This window comes from Xanthobacter aminoxidans (genome assembly GCF_023571765.1).
In the GTDB taxonomy this organism is placed as follows: Bacteria; Pseudomonadota; Alphaproteobacteria; order Rhizobiales; family Xanthobacteraceae; genus Xanthobacter; species Xanthobacter aminoxidans.
The window spans coordinates 94,467-114,282 of the sequence record NZ_JAMJXC010000007.1 but is presented as its reverse complement, the minus strand read 5'-3'; the positions used below and the strand labels follow the sequence as shown (position 1 = coordinate 114,282).

Below are 19,816 nucleotides of genomic sequence, written 5' to 3'. Positions count from 1 at the left end.
GTGTGCGCCTGCAATGATGCGATGCAAAAGATGTCGGGTGAAATCGTGGAGACGAGGAAAAGCTTTTTATATCAGCTATTTATATCATAAAGTTCATTTCCAATTCTCCCCGTTGACAACTCATTTCGCGACAAATAGCCTTTTGTCCGACAAAGCCTCCTTTTGAGGATTTTCCGCCCGCGATGGAACGGTTCGACCGCATCAAGGTCCCTTCCGCCTACGAGATGGTCGCCGAGGCCATCGAGGCCGAGATCGTGTCCGGCCGGCTGCGGCCGGGGGATGAGATCGGCACCGAGGCGGCGCTGGTGCGGCAGTTCGGGGTCAACCGCTCCACGGTGCGCGAGGGGATTCGCGTGCTTGAGCAGGGCGGCCTCGTGCGGCGGGAGGCGAGCCGCAAGCTATTCGTGTGCGAGCCGCGGGCCGGCGGCCTCTCCACCCGCATCAGCCGCGCGCTGGTGCTGCAGGACGTGACCTTCCGCGAATTGTTCGACACCGCCATGGTGCTGGAAGTGGGATCGGTCGAAGGCGCGGTCGTCCATGCGGATGCGGACATGCTGGCGGCGCTGGAAGATAACCAGGAGCGCCTCGAGGCGGCGGTGAACAATCCCGTCGTCGTGGCCGAGCTGGATTCTGAATTTCACGCGCTCCTCGCCCGCGCCTGCGGCAACCGCGTGCTGGAGATGGCGCGCGAGCCCGCCGCCTTGCTGTTCTTTCCCTCCACGGAGATGATCTGCCGGAGGGTGCCCGAGGGCGCCGGGCGCATGGCGCAGGCGCACCGCTTCATCATCGACGCCGTCAGGGCGCGCGACCTCCAACTCTCCCGCACCTGGATGCGCCGGCATCTGGTGGACTGGCGCAAGGGCTTCGTGCGGGCCGGCCGCGAGATTGACGAGCCAGTGGAGCGCATCTTCGCGCGCTATGCGCTGAGTAAGTCGCAGAGTTGAAGGGGGCGCTTGTTGGCCTGTCATCCCCCGCCTTGTGCGGGGGATCCACTTCGGGGCCCAGGCGGTGTTGGGATTGAAGGCGCCGGACGGTCGGCGCAGTGGATGCCCCGGACAAGCCGGGGCATGACGGTGTGGGTGGGTACAGTTGATTGTGAGCTTTGATGCTCATGGTCGCTCCTAAGTAAAGCCAAGATGATCGCCGGAAAACCGGCGGCTTTGGAGGGAATGCCTTGGAACACGTCAACTCGGTCCCTGTGGCCGGGCGGCGCCCGTGCGCCAGCCCGCGGCCGGGGGAGGGGGCATGAACGCCGCGCCAGCCTCCGCGGCAACGCCTGCGCCCATCGCCGCGCATCTGGCGGTGGATGGCCTCGGCCTGTGGTTCGGCGGGCTCAGGGCGCTCACCGACGTGTCCTTCGAGGTGAAGAAGGGCTCCATCACCGCCCTCATCGGCCCGAACGGCGCCGGCAAGACCTCGCTGTTCAACTGCATTTCCGGCTTCTACCGCCCGCGCGCCGGGGCGATCCGCCTCGACGGCGTGGACATCACCCGCACCCATCCGCCGGAGCGGGCAAAGGCGGGGCTGGCGCGCACCTTCCAGAACATCGCGCTCTTCAAGGGCATGACCGTGCTCGACAACATCAAGCTCGGCCGGCACGCCCACATGAAGACCAACCTCCTGCAGGCGCTGACCTATTGGGGCGCCGCCCGGGCCGAGGAGATGGAGCTGCGCGCCGAGGTGGAGCGGCAGATTATCGACTTCCTGGAAATCGACCACATCCGCAACAAGCCGGTCGCCTCCCTCTCCTACGGCCTCCAGAAGCGCGTGGAGCTGGCCCGCGCCCTCGCCATGCGCCCGCGCCTCCTGATGCTGGACGAGCCCGTCGCCGGCATGAACCGGGAAGAGACCGAGGACATGGCCCGCTTCATCCTCGACGTGAAGGAAGAATGGGGCATCTCCATCCTCATGGTGGAGCACGACATGGCGATGGTGATGGACATCTCCGACCATGTGGTGGTGCTGAATTTCGGCAAGGTCATCGCGCAGGGGCTGCCCGCCGAGGTGCAGGGCAATCCCGAGGTCGCCGCCGCCTATCTCGGCTCGGGCGATCCGGCCGAGCTGATGCGGCGCCTCTCCGGCGTGGGGGAGGCGGCCTGATGGATTGGCTCTTCTTCACCGAGGTGACACTGGCGGGGCTCGGCTCCGGGGCATTGCTGTCGCTCACGGCCCTGTCCTTCGTGCTGATCTACAAGGCGACCCGCGTCATCAATCTCGCGGTGGGCGAAATCTTGATGCTGGGCGGCTATCTCTTCTTCGCCTTCGTCACCGCCTTCGGTCTCGCCACATGGCTCGCCATTCCGCTCGCCATCGCCGGTGGTGCGCTGTTCGGCTTCGTGGTGGAGCGCACGCTCATCCGGCCCATGCTGGGCGAAAGCTCCATCTCCGTGCTCATGCTCACGGTGGGGCTCGGCTCGGTGCTGATCGGCGCCACGGAGCTGATCTGGAATACCGATCCCCGCGCGCTGCCGGACTTCATGGGGCAGGCGCCGGTGTTCATCGGCGAGGCCTATGTCTCGCGCAAGATCGCCATAGGCTTCGTGGTGTCGGCGCTGGTGATCGCCCTGTTCCTGCTGCTGTTCCGCTTCTGGCGCGGCGGCGTCGCTTTGCGCGCCACGGCGACCGACCAGGCGGCGGCCTATTCCTGCGGCATCAACGTGCCGGCGGTGTTCTCGCTGGCCTGGATGGTGGCCTGCGCCACCGCCGCGGGGGCGGGGCTGCTGGTGGGGGCCATCGGCGGTATCTCGCCCACCATGGGCGTGTTCGGCCTCTCGGCGCTGGTGGTGGTCATCATCGGCGGGCTGGACAGCGTGCTCGGCGCGCTCGTCGGCGGCATCCTCATCGGCCTCGTGGAAGCCTGGGCCGGCACCTTCCTCGGCGGCGAGTACAAGCTCGTCACCACCTTCTCCATCCTCATCGCGGCGCTGATGATCCGGCCCTACGGCCTGTTTGGCACCGTGGAGATCGAGCGGCTCTGATGCGCATCGCAACCGCCAAGGAAACCTACATCGCCGACGAGGGGCTGCTCGTCACCTCGACGCAACGGGCGTGGATGGGCGTGCTCCTCGCCATGCTGGTGCTCGCGCCCTTCGTGCTCAACCAATACTGGCTTTATCTCGCCTGCCTCGTCGCCATCAACGTGGCGAGCGCGACGGGGCTCAACATCCTCACCGGCTTTACTGGCCTCGTCAGCCTCGGGCAGGCGGCCTTCATGGCGGTGGGGGCCTATACGGTCGCCTTCTTCGAGGGGCAGGTGGGGACGCCCTTCCTCCTCAACATCCTCGCCGCCGGCCTCGTGTCCGCTTTGGTGGGTGTGCTGGTGGGCATTCCGAGCCTCAGGGTGAAGGGGCTCTATCTCGCCATCGCCACCATCGCGGCCTCGGTGATCCTGCATTTCGTCTTCACCCACTGGGTTTCGGTGACGGGCGGTGTGCGCGGCATCAATGTCGCGCCGGCGCGTTTGTTCGGGCTGGAGCTGGCGAGCCCGTTCGCGCTCTATTTCGTCATCGTGCCCATCACCTGCCTGATGGTTCTGGGCGCGGCGAACCTCTTCCGCACCCGCATCGGCCGCGCCTTCATCGCCATCCGCGACCGGGACATCTCGGCCGAGGTGCTGGGCATCCCGCTGCTCAAGTACAAGCTGATGAGCTTCGCTCTCTCCTCGTTCTACGCGGGCGTGGCGGGCGGCATGTGGGCCTATTTCTTCCGCGTGGTGACGCCGGAAAGCTTCCCCTTCGCCACCTCCATCTTCTTCCTTGCGGCGGTCATCGTGGGCGGGCTCGGCACCATCATCGGCTCGGTGCTGGGCGCGGCCTTCATGACGCTGGTGCCGGAGCTGCTGAAGTACGTGGTGGACTGGCTCGCGCCCATTTTCCCCAATGCCGGCGCGGCGCTCTCGCCGGTGCGCACCATCGTGTTCGGGGCGCTCATCATCCTGTTCCTCGTCTTCGAGCCGCATGGACTGGCGGAAATGGTGCGCCGCGCGCGCCGCTTCTTCCATCTGTGGCCGTTCCGCACATGACGCAAGAAAAGACCAAGTAAAAAGATCCAAGGGAGAAAACGCCAATGACCAGTCTCAACAGACGCCAGATCATGGGCCTCGCCGCCGGCGCCGGCCTTGCCTCCGCCTTTCCCGGCTTCACCGCTTATGCGCAGGAGAAGGAGATCGTCATCGGCGGGTCCATCCCGCTCACCGGCGTATTCGCCTTCGCCGGCGTGGCCATCGAGGCGGGGATGTCCGACTATGTGAAGCTCACCAACGAGGCCGGCGGCATCGCCGGGCGCAAGCTGCGCCTCGCCTATGAGGACACCGCCTACAAGGTGGATACCTCGGTAGCGGTGTTCAACAAGCTGACCACCCAGAACGACATCCATCTCTACTATGGCGACAGCACCGGCTTCGCCAAGACCATCAACGAGGAGCTGAACCGCCGCGGCACCATCCTCATGGCCGGCGCGTCCTTCGGCAGCGAGCTGAACAATCCCGAGAAGTATCCGTTCCAGTTCATGGCCGGGCCGGACTATGTGGAGATGTTCGCCATTTTGCTCGAATACATCGCCAAGGCGCAGCCGGGGGCGAAGCTCGTCTTCGTGAATTCGGACACCGAGTTCGGCCGTGACCCCATCGAGGCGAGCGTGAAGCGGGCGAAGGAGATGGGCCTCGACGTGGTGGCGCAGATCGTCACCCCGCCCACCGCGGTGGACGTTTCCACCGAAGTGCTGAAGCTGCGCCGCGCCAATCCGGACTTCACCATCTTCCACGGCTATGTGCTGGCGCCGCTGCCGGAATTCATGTCGCAGGCCAAGCAGCTCGGGCTGAAGACCAAGTTCATGGGCACCTTCTGGTCCATGGACAACTCGCTCTGGGCCAATGTGGGCGCCCCGGCGGACGGCTTCATGGGCGTGATGCCGTATCGCTACTATTACGACACCTCGCCCGACGCGCCGATCCTCGAAAAGATCCGCAAGCTCCGCCCCACCTATCAGGCGACGGGCTACATGCAGGGCTTTCTCACCGCCATGCTTATGGGCGAGGCGGCCAAGCGCACGCTGGAGGCCGGCAAGGAGCTGAACGGCAAGACGCTGAAGGCCGCGCTCAATTCCATCAAGGACTTCGACACCGGCGGCATCATCGGCGTGCCGATCTCGGTACCCGGCAATTCCGTCCCCGTCGGCCGCATCTACCAGTTCAACGCCGCCGACAAGCAGATGAAGCCGGCATCCGACTGGATCAGCCTGAAGAAGTGATTGATATGACCGCGCACGCCATACTCGACATCTCCAACATCGAGGTCGTCTACAACAAGACGATCCAGGTGCTGCGCGGCCTGTCGCTGAAGGTGGAGGCCGGGAAGGTGGTGGCGCTGCTGGGCTCCAACGGCGCCGGCAAGTCCACCACCCTCAAGGCGGTGTCTGGCCTTCTCGCGCTGGAGGACGGCGACGTCACCTCCGGCGCCATCACCTTCGACGGCGCCCCGAGCGGCGCGCTGAAGCCGCACGACCTCGTGCGCCGCGGCCTGTTCCACGTGATGGAGGGGCGGCGCATCTTCGAGGATCTCACGGTGGAGGAGAACCTCGTCGCCGCCACCTATGCGCTCACCGGGCGCAAGGCCAGCTCCGGCAAGACGAGGCCCACGAACTTTGAGGCGGTCTACGAGTATTTCCCCCGCCTGCACGAGCGCCGCAACGGCCGTGCGGGCTATCTCTCCGGCGGCGAGCAGCAGATGCTCGCCATCGGCCGCGCGCTGGTGGCGGAGCCGAAGCTGATCCTGCTGGACGAGCCCTCCCTCGGGCTTTCGCCCAAGCTGGTGGAGGAGATCTTCACCATCATCGCCCGCATCAATCGCGAGCGGGGCGTCTCCATGCTGCTGGTGGAGCAGAATGCGGCGGTGGCGCTCGCGGTCTCGCACTACGGCTACATCATGGAGACCGGCAAGATCGTTCTGGATGGCCCCACCGAGCGGCTGATGGCGGACGAGGACGTGCGCGAATTCTACCTCGGCATGGCCGGGGAGGCGGGGGCGAAGAGCTACCGCGATATCAAGCATTACAAGCGCCGCAAGCGCTGGCTTTCGTGAGCGCGCGACCATGACCGCACCCGTTTTCCCGGACCTAACCCTGCCGCAGATGCTGCGCCTCAATGCGCAGCGCATCGGTGCCCGCACCGCCATCCGCCAGAAGGATTTCGGCATCTGGAATCCGGTGTCGTGGCAGGCCTATTTCGAGCGCGCGGCCCTCGCCGGCCACGGGCTGCGCGCCCTCGGCTTGCCCGAGGGCGGGCATGTGGCGGTGCTCTCGGAAAACCGCATCGAATGGGTGCTCACCCAGCTCGGCGCCGGCCTTCTCGGGGCGGTCACGGTGGGCGTCTACCCCACCAGCCCGGCCAATGAGGTGGCCTATGTGCTCGGCCATGCGGAGGCGGAAATCGTCGTCTGCGAGGACCAGGAGCAGGTGGACAAGGTGCTGGAGCGCCGGGCCGAACTGCCCAAGCTCCGGCGCATCGTGGTGGTGGAGAAGAAGGGCCTGCGCACCTACGCGGGCGGCGAGGTGATCGCCTTCGACACGATGATCGAGATGGGCGCCGCCCATCGCGCGGCCCAGCCCGGGATCATCGAGGACGCGCTGGCGCGTCAGTCGCTCTCCGATGTGGCGCTGATGATCTATACTTCGGGCTCCACCGGAAAGCCCAAGGGCGCGATGCTCACCTATCGCAACCTGCGCGCCGAGGCGATCGCGCTGTCCGAGCGGCTGGGGCTCGACGAGACCACCACCCACGTCTCCTACTTGCCGCTCTGCCATGTGGCCGAGCAGATGCTCACCACCATGGCGCCCATCTACCTGGGCTCACAGGTCAATTTCGGCGAGAGCATCCGCACCATCCAGGAAGATCTGCGGGAGGTCGCGCCCTCCATGTTCCTTGGCGTGCCGCGCATCTGGGAGAAGCTGGCGGCGTCCATCACCATCAAGATGATGGAGGCGGGTGGCGTGCGCCGTGCGCTCTACGAGCGCCTCGTGAAGGCGTGCGAGCCGTTCGCCGAGAAGCACCCGTCGAAGCGCTCGCTGAAGGAGCGGGCGCTCTTCTTCGTGGCCTACCTGCTTTTCTTCCGCGCGCTGCAGAACTTCATCGGCCTCAGGCGCGCGAAGGTGGCGATGACCGGCGCGGCGCCCATCTCGCCCAACATCGTGCGTTTCTTCCGCACCCTCGGCGTGCCTCTGGTGGAGGTCTACGGCGCCACCGAGACCACCGGCATGTGCACCGGCCAGCGCCTCACCGATCTCCGCCCCGGCTGCGTCGGCCCGGCTGCGGAGGGCGTGGAGGTGAAGCTCGGCCCGCACAATGAACTCATGGTGAAGGGCGACCTCGTCTTCGCCGGCTACTACCGCAACGAGGAGGCGACGGCCGCTGCGCTCCGCGACGGCTGGCTGCACACCGGCGATGTGGTGGAGATGGTGGGCGATCAGGTGAAGATCGTCGATCGCCTCAAGGACATCATGATTACCGCGGGCGGCAAGAATTTGAGCCCGTCGGAGATCGAGAACGTCGCGAAGTCCAGCGTCTTCATCAAGGAATGCATCGTCATCGGCGAGGCGCGCAAATATGTCTCCGCCCTCATCCAGATCGATTTCGAGACGGTGGGCAAGTGGGCGGAAGAGAAGTCGCTGGCCTACACCAATTTCCGCAATCTCGTCGAAAACCCGCAGGTTCGCGCGCTGATCGAGGGCGAGGTCGCCAAGGCCAATGCGGAGCTCGCGCAGGTGTCCCACATCCGCCGTTTCCACCTCCTCACCAAGGAGCTGGACCACGACGACGACGAGGTGACGGCGACCATGAAGATCCGCCGTTCCAACATCCAGAAGAAATACGCCACCGAGATCGAAGGCCTCTACGCCTGAGCGGCGCGGCTGCAAGGACCCTCCATGCCAGACGCCTATATCTTCGACCACGTGCGCACCCCGCGCGGCCGCGGCAAGCCGGATGGCGCGCTGCATGCGGCGACGCCCGTGCATCTCGCCACGACCGTGCTTTCCGCCCTGCGCGACCGCAGCGCCCTCGATACGGCGGTTGTGAGCGACATCGTGATGGGTGTCGTCATGCCCATCGGCGAGCAGGGCCAGTGCCTGCCGCGCATCGCCGCGCTGCGCGCGGGCTATGACGATGAGGTGGCGGGCGTTCAGATCAATCGCTTCTGCGGCTCCGGGCTGGAGGCGGTCAACATGGCCTCCGCCAAGGTGATGGCCGGGCAGGCGGACATGGTGATCGGCGCTGGTTGTGAAAGCATGTCGCGCATTCCCATCCTCTCGGACGGCGGGGCGTGGAGCCAGGACCCGGACGTGGCTTTCGCCACCCGCTTCGTGCCGCAGGGCATCAGCGCCGATCTCATCGCCACCAAATGGGGCTATGACCGCGCCGCCGTGGATGCCTTCGCCGTGGAGAGCCATCACCGCGCCGCGCGGGCGTGGGCGGAAGGCCGCTTTGCCCGCTCCATCGTGCCCGTCACCGACGCTATCGGCGAGGTGATGCTGGATCGCGACGAAACGGTGCGCGGCAATTCCAGCGTTGACGACCTCGCCCGCCTCAAGCCCGCCTTCGCGGCCATGGGGGCGGACCCCGGCTTCGACGCCATCGCGCGCCTACGCTATCCCGAAGTCGGCGAGATCGCCCATGTCCACCACGCCGGCAACTCCTCCGGCATCGTGGACGGCGCGGCCGCCGTGCTCATTGGCACGCGGGAGGCCGGGGACGCGGCGGGCTTGAAGCCGCGCGCGCGCATCCGCGCTTTCGCGGAGATCGGCTCGGAACCCACCATCATGCTCACCGCCCCGTCCTTCGCCGCCGAGAAGGCGTTGAAGCGGGCGGGCATGAGCGCCGCCGACATCGATCTCTACGAGATCAACGAGGCCTTCGCCGCCGTGGCGCTGCGCTTCATCGACGCTTTGAGGCTGGACCCCGCACAGGTGAACGTGAACGGCGGGGCCATCGCCATGGGCCACCCGCTCGGCGCCACCGGAGCCATGATCCTCGGCACCGTGCTCGACGAGCTGGAGCGGACGGGGAAGGCCACGGCGCTCGCCACCCTGTGCATCGGCGCCGGCATGGGCGTCGCCACCATCATCGAGCGGGTCTGAGCCATGCTGCGCACGGAGATCGACGGCGACGGCATCGCCATTCTCATCCTCGATCAGCCCGGCCGATCGGTGAACACGCTGGGCTGGGCGCTCGTCGATGCGCTGGAGGCCGAGGTGGAACGGCTGGCGGCGGATGGTGCCGTCTCAGGCATCATCGTCACCTCGGGCAAGTCCTCCTTCCTTGCGGGGGCGGATCTCGCGATCATGAACGGCCTCGCGGCACCGGACGTGACGTTGCCGGAGGCGGCGCGCCGCATCGGTCGCATGGGGGCGCTATTCCGCCGGCTGGAGACGTGCGGCAAGCCGGTGGTGGCTGCTGCGCCCGGCACGGCGCTCGGGGCGGGGCTGGAGCTGATGCTCGCCTGCCATCACCGGCTCGTCGCGGACAATCCCAAGGGCCTGTTCGGCCTGCCGGAGGTGACGCTCGGCATATTGCCCGGCGCCGGCGGCACCCAGCGCGTGCTTCGCCGCCTGGGCATCGCCGCCGCCTTGCCGATCCTGGTGGACGGCAGGCCCATGACCGCGGCCGAGGCGCAGGCGGCGGGGCTGATCGATGTGATCGTGGCGTCGGACGATCTCCTTCCCGCCGCCAAGGCCGCCTTGCGCGAGGGGCGGGTCAGCCCAGTCGCGCCATGGGATGTGAAGGGCTTTCGCCTGCCCGGCCTCGCGCCGACCAGCACCGCCGCGGGCGACCTGTTCGCGGTCTGGAACGCCCGCGTGCTGGCGCGAACCAAGGGGGAAGACCCCGCGCCGCGCGCCATCCTCTCCTGCGTGTTCGAGGGGGCGCGCCTGCCCATGGACAAGGCGCTGAAGGTGGAGCGCGACTATTGTGCCGCCCTCATTCAGAGCCCGCAGGCGCAGGACAAGATCGCCGCTTTCTTTGCCCGTCAGGCCGCCAAGGCGGGCGGAGCGGCATCGTAAGCGCTTGTCATCCCGTGCCTCGAGCCGGGGTATGACGGTTCGAAATTTACAAACGAGACGGCGGCCCCGCCGCACGAGAACAAGGACCATCCCATGCCGCTTCCCGCCGCCTTCGAGGGCCGCCTGAAAATCCCCGCCGTGGCCGCGCCCATGTTCCTCACCTCCGGTCCCGATCTCGTGGTGGAGGTCTCGCGTTCGGGCATGGTGGGCACCTTCCCGGCGCTCAACGCCCGCACCAGCGACGGCTTCCGCGACTGGGTGCGGGAGATCAAGGCGCGCCTTGCCGAGGTGGAAGACGCGGCGCCGTTCGGCGTCAACCTCATCGTCCACAAGTCCAACCCGCGCGTGGAGGCGGACCTCGCCATCTGTGTCGAGGAGAAGGTGCCGCTCGTCATCACCTCGCTCGGGGCGGTGCCCGATCTCGTGAAGGCGGTGCATTCCTATGGCGGCGTCGTCTTCCACGATGTCATCAGCCGCCGTCATGCGGAGAAGGCGGCGGAAGCCGGCGTGGACGGCATCATCGCCGTCTCGGCCGGTGCCGGCGGCCATGCGGGGCAGCTCAGCCCCTTCGCTCTTGTCACCGAGATCAGGCAGGTGTTCGCCGGCACCATCCTCATGGCCGGTGCCATCAACACCGGCGCGCAGATCCTCGCGGCGCGCGCTGCGGGGGCGGACCTCGCCTACATGGGCACGCGCTTCATCGCCACGCGCGAGGCCATGGTGCCGCAGGAATTCAAGGACATGATCCTGTCCTCCTCGGCGGCGGACATCCTCTACACGCCCGCCATCAGCGGCGTGAACGCCAACTTCATGAAGCCCAGCATCCGCGCCGCCGGGCTCGACCCGGACAATCTCCAGGGCCACGCCAAGCTCGACATGTCGAACGAGGCGAAGGCGTGGAAGAATGTCTGGTCGGCAGGGCAGGGGGTGGGCGGCATCTCCGATCTGCCCGGCGCGGCCGAGCTTTGCGCGCGGCTTCGGGAGGAGTATCGCGCGGCGCTGAGGTCGCTGTCGTCGGATGCGTTTGGGGGCGCCTGACAGCGCTACGCCGCCGGCTCCCCGTTACGCCGTCGGCCTCCGGCCTGACCGGAAGGCTCATGCGTCGGCGGGAGCAGGCAGCGGGATGGGTGCCCGGGTTAGTCCGGTGCCCGGCGGCGGGGGTGATGGACCCGCGTCCCCGGCGGGGCTACGGTCCGGCTCCCGCTTGCTGCCCCGATGCCTGCCTGATGCCTGTTTCCGAAACGCACCTCATCGAGCCTCCCCTCGGCCGCGTCACCAGCCTCGATGGCTTGCGCGGCTTCGCCTCCTGCACGGTGGCGATCTTCCATTTCTTCTACGCCTTCACGCCCGGCCCCTTCCGCTCCTGGGGCCGCACCGGCTTCTCTGTCTCCGACACGCCGCTGGCGGTGCTGTGGAACGGGCATTTCTCCGTGGCCGTCTTCTTCGCCCTGAGCGGCTTCGTGCTGGCCGCCTCGGCGCCACGGACGCTGAAGGAAGCGCCGCTGCTGATCGGCCTCAGATATTTCCGCCTCGCCCTGCCGGCGCTGGCCGCCTCGCTCATCGCATGGGTCTGGATCGCCGGCTTTCCCGATGCCGGAAACGCGGCGCAGGCGCTCTCCGGCAGTACGTGGTTTCGCTGGACCCACCAGCCGCCCATTCCGCCCCTATGGCAGGCGGCGTGGGAAGGGGCGGTGCAGGTGTTCGTGGAGACGGGCAAGCCGCTGTTCAATAACCCGCTCTGGACCATGCGCATCGAGCTGATGGGCTCGATCCTCATCTATGGCGGCTATGCCCTCGTGCGGGGGCGGGCGCGGGTGCCGGCGCTGGTGGCGGGGGGCCTTGGCCTCGGGATTGCTGTCGATTTCTCGCTCGCGGCCTTCTGCGGCGGGGCGCTGCTGTTCGAGCTGCGCGGCTGGCTGAAGCCGATGCCGATGCGGGGCACGCTTCTCGCGCTCCTCGGTCTCGTCCTCGGCGCCACCTATCCCGGCCATGCGGACGGGCCGGGCCTTGCCGATGCCGTGCTGTCCCGCCTCGGCGGCGACGGCTGGCGGGAGGCCGGGGCGCTGCTCGTCATCGTCTCGTTCCTCACCACGCCGTGGCTGCGGGACCTGTTCGAGCGACCGGCGCTGCAGCATCTCGGCGCGCTCTCGTTTCCGCTCTATCTGGTGCATGTGCCGCTGATCGTGGGGCCGGCCGCCTGGGCCTTCGTGCATTTCGCGCCCGTGGGCGTCGGAGGGCTCGCGCTGCTCTTCGCGGTTACAGCCCTCGCCGCCTTCGCCTGCGCCAGCCTGTTCCTCGTCGCGGTGGAACGCCCGGTATTGGATGGGCTGCGCTTCATTCGCAAACGCGGACGGGAGCGACTGGCCGAGGCGTGAGCGGCGCTAAACCGCCACCGCCATCGGAGGAATGGCGATGATCTCTTCGTCGTCCGTCGCGTGGTTGCGCCACATGAGGAATGCGAACGGGGCGGGGGCATCGAGCACCGTCAACGGCGCGTGCCAGGTGCCCGGCGCCAGCGTGATGCCCTGTCCCGGCGTGGGCAGGAAGGCCTCCGCCGCCGCCAGGTCCGGCCCGTCCCCGGCGGCGCCCGGCGCCACCACAATCACCCAGCGGGCTGTCGCCATCGGCACGATGCTCTGGGAGGTGAAGACATGCCGCTCGATCACCTCGATCCTCACCGGCTGAGGAACCGGCGCGGCGAGGATGAGGGAGAGGCAGGCCGGAACATCGGGCCGCAGGTTCGCGAGGACGGTGTTGAACGACGTGCGCATACCCACCGTCTGCGGCACCGCCAGCACCTCGCCATAGGGCGCGAAGGCCTCCCCCGTCAGCGAACGTGGGACGAGAGGCCTCACGCGCCGCCGCCCGCCACCGCGAGCACCGCGTGCAGCAGCACGTTGGCGCCAGCGGCGCACTCCTCCGGCTTGGCGGATTCCAGCTCGTTGTGGCTCACGCCGTCCTTGCACGGCACGAAGACCATGGCGGTGGGCACCACGGTGGCGAGGTGGAAGCTGTCATGCCCCGCCCCCGACACGATGGGCCGGTGCGGCAGGCCCAGCCGGTCGGCGGCGGCGGCGATGGCGCCGGTCATGGCCGGGTCGAAATGGGTGGGCTCCTTGCGCCAGATGGTGTCGAGGCGGATGTCCACCTTCCGCCGCGCGGCGATCTCCTTCACCTGCTCCTGAAGCGCCTTGTCGAGGGCAGCGAGAATGCCGGCGTCGGGGGTGCGGAATTCGCCGGAAAAGGCGATCTCGCCGGGGATCACATTGCGCGAGGGCCGCGCGATCACCGCCTCGCCGACACTGCCCACCGCGTTCGGCCCGTGCGCCTTGGCGAGGGCTTCGATGGCCAGCACGATCTCGGACAAAGCGGCGAGCGCATCCTTGCGCAGATGCATGGGTGTGGAGCCCGTATGGCTCTCGAAGCCGGAGATGCGGCCATCGTACCAGATGATGCCCTGGCCGTGCTCCACCACGCCGATGGGGAGGCCTTCCGCCTCCAGGATCGGCCCCTGCTCGATGTGGAGTTCGAGGAAGCCCGAGAATTTCTGCGCGCCCACCTCTTCCGGCCCACGATAGCCGATGGCGTCCAGCGCCGCGCCGACGCAGATCCCGTCCGCATCGGTGCGGGCGAGGATGTCGGAAACCGGCAGGTCCGCCACGTAGCCCGCCGAGCCCATCATGGCCGGGGCAAAGCGGGAGCCTTCCTCGTTGGTCCAGTTGCAGACGCAGAGGGGCGTCTCGGTCTCGATGCCGGCGTCGTTGAGAGTACGCACCACCTCCAGCGCCGCCATCACGCCCAGCACGCCGTCGAACTTGCCGCCAGTGGGCTGGGTGTCGAGGTGGGAGCCGATGCCGAGCGGTGGCTTGGTCATGTCCTTCCCCGGCCGCAAAGCGAACATGTTGCCGAGGCCGTCCACGGTGACGGTGCAGCCGGCGGCCTCGCAGGCGGCGCGGAACCAGTCGCGCACCTGCCGGTCCTCCTCCGACAGAGTGAGACGGCGCACGCCGCCCTTCTCCGTGCCGCCGAAGCGGGCGGTTTCGATGATCGTGCTCCAGAGGCGGTCGGCATTGATCGTGAGGTTGGAGGCGTAGGCGGTCATCAGTTCACCGGGACGGGGGTTTCAGCCAGAACACAGCGCACGTCGCGGCCGGGGCCGAGATGGACGAGCGGCGGCGGCGCGACGGTGCAGCGCGGCTGCGCGAAGGCACAGCGCGGCGCAAAGGAGCAGGCGACAGGCGCCTTGTCGAGGGAGGGCGGCGTGCCGGGGATGGTCTCCAGCCGCGACCCGCGCGCCGCGCCGTGAACGGTAGAGGCGAGCAGCCCGCGCGGATAGGGATGCTGCGGCGTGCGGACGATCTCGCCCAGCGTGCCCGTCTCCACCATCTGGCCGGCATACATCACCGCCACCTTGTCGCAGATCTCGATGGCGACACCGATGTCGTGGGTCACGAAGATCACCGACATGCCCATCTCCCGCTGCAACTCGCGCAGCAGCAGCAGGATCTGGATCTGAACCGTGGCATCGAGCGCGGTGGTGGGCTCGTCCGCCAGCAGGATCTTGGGGCGGCAGGCGAGGGCGAGGGCGATCATGGCGCGCTGGCGCATGCCGCCGCTCATCTCGTGGGGATAGGCATCCAGCCGGCGCTTCGCCGAGGGGATGCGCACCAGCTCCAGCATCTCCAGCGCGCGGGCGGTGGCGTCGCGCTGGCTCGCGCCCTCGTGGCGCATCACCGATTCCGAGATCTGCCGGCCGATGGTGTAGACCGGGTCCAGCGCCAGCGCCGGCTCCTGGAAGATCATGGAGACGGTGCGGCCGCGGAAGTCGGAGAGGGTGGCGTCGTCCATGGCGAGCACATCCTGCCCCGCCACATGCACGCTGCCGGAGATCACCGAGCGCCGTTTGGGCAGGAGGCGCATGAGCGCACGCATGGTGACGCTCTTGCCCGAGCCGGACTCGCCCAGCAGGCCCAGCACCTCGCCCTCGCCGAGGGAGAGGGACACCCCATTCACCGCATGGACGGTGCGTTCGCCGGTGAAGCGGATGGTGAGGTCGCGGATGTCGACGAGGGGCCTTGCGGCTTCAGCCATGGTTTTCGTGCCGTTCGCTTCGCTCATGGCTCCTCCGGCATCTGTTCATGGAAATCGGTCTCGCGTTGGAAGGCGGCGCCGATGCGGATCAATGTCGCCTCGGCGAACGGCCGGCCGATCACCTGCAAGCCGACGGGAAGTCCGGTGCGGGTGAAGCCGCAGGGCAGGCTCACCGTGGGCAGGCCCAGATAGTTCACCGGGCGGGTGAAGCGGGTGATGCGCTGGATCATCGCCTCCGCGCCCGGCCCGCCGTCCGTGTCGGTCTCGGCGATGGTGGGGGCGGGCATGGGCGCGGTGGGGGCGAGCACGGCATCCACTTCGGCGACCGCCGCCAGATGCGCGGCCAGCGCCGGCCCACGCCAGCGCAGCGCCTCCAGATAGGTTACGGCGGGGATGGCGAAGCCGTTCTCCAGCCGGGAGCGGATCTGCGGGCCATAGTCCTGCGGGCGCTCAAGGAGCCATGGCTTGTGGCTAGCGGAGGCCTCGCAGTTCAGCACCACCTGCGAGGCCCCGGAGAGCTTCATCTGGTCGGGCAGCGAGACGCTGACGATGCGCGCGCCGCCGCGCTTCAGGGTCGCGATGGTCTCGTCCAGCACGCGGGCGACCTCGGGGTCGAGATCGTCCACATAGAAGGCATCGGGAATGCCGATGGTGAGGCCCTTGAGGCGGCCTTCGGCGGCGGCGAGATAGTCCGGCACCGGAGCGGTGGCGGTGGTGGGATCGAGCGGATCGGCGCCGGCCATGAGGCCGAGCAGAATGGCGCAATCCTCCACGGTGCGGGCCAGCGGGCCGATGGTGTCGAGGGAGAAGGACAGCGGCATGGCGCCGTAGCGGCTGACGAGCCCGACCGTGGTCTTCAGCCCCGTGACGCCGCAGAAATGCGCCGGCATGCGGATGGAGCCGCCGGTGTCCGAGCCCAGCGCGCCATAGGTGAGCCGCGCCGCCACCGCCGCTCCTGAGCCGGAGGAGGAGCCCCCGGTGACATGGGCGGTGTTCCACGGGTTCCGCGCCGCGCCGAAATGGGCGTTGTGGCCGGTGGGGCCATAGGCGAATTCCACCATGTGCAGCGCGCCGAGCCGCACCGTGCCCGCCGCCTTGATGCGGGCGAGGGCCGTGGAGTTCGTCGTCGCCACGGTGTCCCGCAGGATCTTCGAGCCGCAGGTGGAGACGCGGCCCTGTTCGTAGAACATGTCCTTGTGGGCGAGGGGCAGGCCGTGCAGCAGGCCCTTCACCTCGCCCTGCGCCAGCGCGGCATCGGCCGCATCGGCGGCGGCGAGGGCCGCTTCGGGCTCGATGGCGATGAAGGCGTTGAGCGCCGGCTGGAGCCGCGCGATGCGGGCGAGGCACGCCTCCGTCGCCTCGCGGGAGGAGAGCACGCCGGCGCGGATGGCCATGGCGGCTTCCGCGAGCGTCATCAGCGCCGGATCGGCCGGCGCGCCGGCGGAGGGGCGGAGCGACAGGCTCATTGGCCGCCCTCCTTCGGCTCCGCGCAGGGCCGCTGCACCGCGAGGAAGGTCGCCGGCTCCAGATCGAACGGCAGGGTGCCGGCCACGGCGGAGAAGGCGGCAAGGCCGGGCGAGATGCCGGAGGCGATGCGCGCGGCATCGCTGGCGGGAAGATCGAGGCCGGCGGCGCGGATGATGGCGGCGGCGTCTTCAGACGAAAGATGCTGGCTCATGCGGCGACCTCCGTCGCGGCGGGCGCGCGGCTGTGGCCGGAGCCCGGAATGACCATGTGGCAGGCGGCGAGATGGGCGTCGGGCGCCGTATCGCCCGGCGTCGCCGGGGAGAGGGCGGGGCACACCCGTCCGCACACCTCTTCCGCGAAGGTGCAGCGGGTGTGGAAGCGGCAGCCGGCGGGCGGATCGATGGGGTTGGGCGGATCGCCCGAGAGCGGCGGCGTCTCGGTGCGCTTGTCCGGGTCGAGGGCCGGCATGGCGGCGAGCAGAGCGCGCGTGTAGGGGTGGGCAGGGGCCTCCCACACCTGATCCACCGGCCCCACCTCCACCACCTGCCCGAGATACATCACCAGCACCCGGTCAGAGATGTAGCGGACCACGTTGAGGTCGTGGCTGATGAACACGTAGGTGAGGCCGAACTCGCGCTTGAGGTCGGTGAGCAGGTTCAGCACCTGCGCCTCCACCGACTTGTCCAGCGCCGAGACTGCCTCGTCCAGGATAACGAGCCGTGGCTTCAGGGCGAGGGCACGGGCGATGTTGACGCGCTGGCGCTGGCCGCCGGACACCTCGTGCGGATAGCGGTTGGCGAAGACTTCCGGGCGCAGGCCCACCTTGCCCATCAGCTCGCGGGCGAGCGCCCGCGCCTCCTTGTCGGGGATGCCGTGGACCTTCGGCCCGAAGGCGATGCTGTCCTCGATGGTGAGGCGCGGATTCAGGGACGCGTAGCTGTCCTGGAACACCATCTGCATGCCACGCCGGAACTCGCGCATGGAGAGGCTGTAGCCGACGACCTGGCCGTCGAACAGGATCTCGCCGGAGGTGCGCGGCATGAGGTGCATGAGCAGGCGCGCGGTGGTGGACTTGCCGCAGCCGCTCTCACCCACGATGCCGAGCGTCTCGCCCTTGGCGACAGCGAAGGACACGTCGTCCACCGCCCGCACGGTCTTCTTTTCGGCGAACAGGCCGCCGCCGATGGGGAAGTGCTTGGTGAGGCTGTTGACGGCGAGCAGCGGCTGGGCCGGTCCGCCGAGGTCCTCAAGAGGTTCGATGGTGCTCAATTGCGGATGTCCATGGCGCTGCGCAGCCCGTCGCTGAGCATGTTGAAGCAGATGGAGACGGCGAAGATCATCACGCCCGGCAGAGCCGCGACGCCCGGATTGACGTAGATGGCGGTGCGCAGGGTGTTCAGCATCAGGCCCCATTCGGGCTCCGGCGGCCGCGTGCCGAGGCCGAGGAAGGAGAGGCCCGCCGCGAGGATCATGGAGACGGAGATGAGGCCCGTCGCATAGACGAAGATCGGCCCCAGCACGTTGCCCAGCATGTGCACGCGCATGATGGTGAGCGCCGAGGCGCCCGACGCCCGCGCCGCATCCACGAAGTCGAGCGAGCGCACCGAGGTGGTGACACTCTCCGCCACGCGGGTGATCTGCGGCACGAACACCACGGTGAGCGAGACGATGGAATTGACGATGCCCGCCCCGAGCACGCCCGAGATGGCGATGGCGAGCAGCACCGAGGGGAAGGCGTAGAACACGTCGATCGTGCGCATGATGATCGTGTTGACCTTGCCGCCGAGATAGCCGGCCAGCAGCCCGAGGCTGGTGCCGATGCCGAAGGCGAGGATCACCGGCAATATGCCGATGAGCAGCGAGAGCCGCCCGCCATAGACAAGGCGGGAGAGCATGTCGCGGCCGAGCTCGTCGGTGCCGAGCGGATAGTTCGGCGTGCCGATGGGGCGCAGCCGGCGGATCATGGAGCCCTGGTAGGGATCGGCGAGGCCGAGCCAGGGCGCGAAGATCGCCGCCAGCACGATGAGGATGAGGATGGCCGCGCAGGCCATGCTCACCTTGTCGCGGGAGATGCGGCGGGCCACCGTCGCCCAATAGCCGCGGGCCTTCTCGACGGGGGCCGCCTCAAGGGCGGCATCGCTGGTCATCGCCACGATCAGGCCCTCTTGATGCGCGGGTCGATCGCCGCCTGGGCGATGTCCACCACGAGGTTGAGGAAGACGAAGAACAGCGCCAGCACGAGGATCGTGCCCTGCAATAGCGGCAGGTCGCGCTGGAAGATGGCGGAGTTCAAAAGGAAGCCCGTGCCCGGCCAGGAGAACACCGTCTCGATGAGGATCGAGCCGCCGAGCAGGTAGCCGAGCTGGAGGCCCATGACGGCGATGGCGGTGGGCAAGGCGTTCTTCACCACGTGGCGGAACACCTGGGTCTCGCGCAGGCCCTTGGAGCGCAGCGCCTCCACGAAATCCTGCGAGAGGATGTCGCCGGTGAGCGCGCGCACCGTGCGCGTGACGATGCCCATGGGGATGACCGACATGGTGACGGCGGGCAGGATGAGGAAGCGCATGTGCTCCCAGTCCCACGACCATCCGCCCGGCCCCATGCCCACGGCGGGCAGCCAGTTGAGCCACACCGAGAAGATGATGACCAGCACCATGCCCAGCCAGTAATGGGGCACGGAGACGCCGGCCACCGCGATGGAGGTGGCGAGCTTGTCCACCCAGGTGTTACGGAAATAGCCGGCGATGAGGCCGAAGAAGGCCCCCAGCGCGAAGCCGATGATGGCGGCCGAAACCGCCAGGATGAAGGTGTTGCCGACCGCCGCCGTCACCTCGGCCAGCACCGGGCGGCCGGTGGCGATGGAGGTGCCGAGATTGCCATGCAGCGCATGCCAGACCCACAGGCCGAACTGCACCGGAAGCGGCTGGTCAAATCCGTAGGCCGCGCGCAGCTGCGCCGCGAGTTCCGCCGAGGCGTCCGGCGGCAGCACCGCCACCAGCGGGTCGCCGGGGGTGATGTGCACCAGAAGGAAGCACACCAGCGCCACCGAGACGACGATGGGGATCACATAGACGATGCGCCTGAGGACATAGACCAGCACGGGGCGATCCTGCTTGTGTTGGAAGGGCGCGGGGCCGGCGGCTCCGCGCTTGGATGCGCATCTGCCGACCGTCATGGCCGGGCTTGTCCCGGCCATCCACGTGGTGCGGCC

At 68.2% G+C, this 19,816-nt stretch carries 19 protein-coding genes; 11 read left to right on the top strand and 8 right to left on the bottom strand.

Annotated features, from left to right (window positions below):
- Positions 1-182: 182 nt before the first annotated feature.
- The 11 genes from EJ105_RS12935 (at position 183) to EJ105_RS12885 (ending at position 12,422) form a co-directional block, all read left to right on the top strand.
- Positions 183-944 (top strand): FadR/GntR family transcriptional regulator, encoded by a 762-nt coding sequence (locus tag EJ105_RS12935; RefSeq protein ID WP_250166659.1) that lies wholly within the window; start codon positions 183-185, stop codon positions 942-944.
- Between the two features lie 301 nt (positions 945-1,245).
- Positions 1,246-2,100 (top strand): ABC transporter ATP-binding protein, encoded by an 855-nt coding sequence (locus EJ105_RS12930; protein WP_250166658.1) that lies wholly within the window; start codon positions 1,246-1,248, stop codon positions 2,098-2,100.
- Positions 2,100-2,978 carry a branched-chain amino acid ABC transporter permease gene (locus EJ105_RS12925; protein ID WP_029557956.1) on the top strand — a complete coding sequence of 293 codons (879 nt, stop codon included), beginning with the start codon at positions 2,100-2,102 and terminating at the stop codon, positions 2,976-2,978. Before EJ105_RS12930 ends, EJ105_RS12925 begins: the two co-directional genes overlap by 1 nt.
- Positions 2,978-4,021, top strand: a complete 1,044-nt coding sequence (locus tag EJ105_RS12920; RefSeq protein WP_250166657.1) for a branched-chain amino acid ABC transporter permease — start codon at positions 2,978-2,980, stop codon at positions 4,019-4,021. Before EJ105_RS12925 ends, EJ105_RS12920 begins: the two co-directional genes overlap by 1 nt.
- A 44-nt stretch (positions 4,022-4,065) precedes the next feature.
- Positions 4,066-5,247, top strand: coding sequence for an ABC transporter substrate-binding protein (locus tag EJ105_RS12915; protein ID WP_250166656.1), 1,182 nt, complete (start codon positions 4,066-4,068; stop codon positions 5,245-5,247).
- A gap of 5 nt (positions 5,248-5,252) precedes the next feature.
- On the top strand, positions 5,253-6,077 hold the full coding sequence (locus EJ105_RS12910) for an ABC transporter ATP-binding protein (RefSeq protein ID WP_250166655.1): 825 nt from the start codon (positions 5,253-5,255) through the stop codon (positions 6,075-6,077).
- Between the two features lie 10 nt (positions 6,078-6,087).
- Entirely contained in the window at positions 6,088-7,893 is a 1,806-nt protein-coding gene (locus EJ105_RS12905; protein WP_250166654.1) for an AMP-dependent synthetase/ligase, read from the top strand.
- Positions 7,894-7,917: 24 nt separating this feature from the next.
- Positions 7,918-9,126 carry an acetyl-CoA C-acetyltransferase gene (locus tag EJ105_RS12900; protein WP_250166653.1) on the top strand — a complete coding sequence of 403 codons (1,209 nt, stop codon included), beginning with the start codon at positions 7,918-7,920 and terminating at the stop codon, positions 9,124-9,126.
- A gap of 3 nt (positions 9,127-9,129) precedes the next feature.
- On the top strand, positions 9,130-10,047 hold the full coding sequence (locus EJ105_RS12895) for an enoyl-CoA hydratase-related protein (protein ID WP_250166652.1): 918 nt from the start codon (positions 9,130-9,132) through the stop codon (positions 10,045-10,047).
- Between the two features lie 93 nt (positions 10,048-10,140).
- On the top strand, positions 10,141-11,085 hold the full coding sequence (locus EJ105_RS12890) for an NAD(P)H-dependent flavin oxidoreductase (protein ID WP_250166651.1): 945 nt from the start codon (positions 10,141-10,143) through the stop codon (positions 11,083-11,085).
- A 188-nt stretch (positions 11,086-11,273) separates the two neighbouring features.
- A complete protein-coding gene (locus EJ105_RS12885) occupies positions 11,274-12,422 on the top strand; it encodes an acyltransferase family protein (RefSeq protein WP_250166650.1) in 1,149 nt (382 codons plus the stop codon).
- 6 nt (positions 12,423-12,428) lie between these two features.
- Here EJ105_RS12885 and EJ105_RS12880 read toward each other — a convergent pair whose 3' ends face one another.
- Genes EJ105_RS12880 through EJ105_RS12845 form a run of 8 tightly spaced genes read right to left on the bottom strand, consistent with a single transcriptional unit; the run spans position 12,429 to position 19,705 of the window.
- Complete coding sequence (locus tag EJ105_RS12880; RefSeq protein WP_250166649.1) at positions 12,429-12,902, bottom strand: ureidoglycolate lyase; 474 nt, start codon at positions 12,900-12,902, stop codon at positions 12,429-12,431.
- Positions 12,899-14,149 (bottom strand): Zn-dependent hydrolase, encoded by a 1,251-nt coding sequence (locus EJ105_RS12875; RefSeq protein WP_250166648.1) that lies wholly within the window; start codon positions 14,147-14,149, stop codon positions 12,899-12,901. Before EJ105_RS12875 ends, EJ105_RS12880 begins: the two co-directional genes overlap by 4 nt.
- Entirely contained in the window at positions 14,149-15,165 is a 1,017-nt protein-coding gene (locus EJ105_RS12870) for an ABC transporter ATP-binding protein (protein WP_250166647.1), read from the bottom strand. Before EJ105_RS12870 ends, EJ105_RS12875 begins: the two co-directional genes overlap by 1 nt.
- Positions 15,162-16,604 (bottom strand): amidase, encoded by a 1,443-nt coding sequence (locus tag EJ105_RS12865; RefSeq protein WP_250166646.1) that lies wholly within the window; start codon positions 16,602-16,604, stop codon positions 15,162-15,164. The genes EJ105_RS12870 and EJ105_RS12865 overlap by 4 nt, the downstream gene beginning before the upstream one ends.
- Positions 16,601-16,816 carry a hypothetical protein gene (locus EJ105_RS12860; protein WP_250166645.1) on the bottom strand — a complete coding sequence of 72 codons (216 nt, stop codon included), beginning with the start codon at positions 16,814-16,816 and terminating at the stop codon, positions 16,601-16,603. Before EJ105_RS12860 ends, EJ105_RS12865 begins: the two co-directional genes overlap by 4 nt.
- Complete coding sequence (locus EJ105_RS12855) at positions 16,813-17,874, bottom strand: ABC transporter ATP-binding protein (RefSeq protein ID WP_250166644.1); 1,062 nt, start codon at positions 17,872-17,874, stop codon at positions 16,813-16,815. Before EJ105_RS12855 ends, EJ105_RS12860 begins: the two co-directional genes overlap by 4 nt.
- Positions 17,871-18,752 (bottom strand): ABC transporter permease, encoded by an 882-nt coding sequence (locus EJ105_RS12850; protein ID WP_029557972.1) that lies wholly within the window; start codon positions 18,750-18,752, stop codon positions 17,871-17,873. Before EJ105_RS12850 ends, EJ105_RS12855 begins: the two co-directional genes overlap by 4 nt.
- 8 nt (positions 18,753-18,760) lie before the next feature.
- Positions 18,761-19,705 (bottom strand): ABC transporter permease, encoded by a 945-nt coding sequence (locus EJ105_RS12845; protein ID WP_029557973.1) that lies wholly within the window; start codon positions 19,703-19,705, stop codon positions 18,761-18,763.
- Positions 19,706-19,816 lie beyond the last annotated feature (111 nt).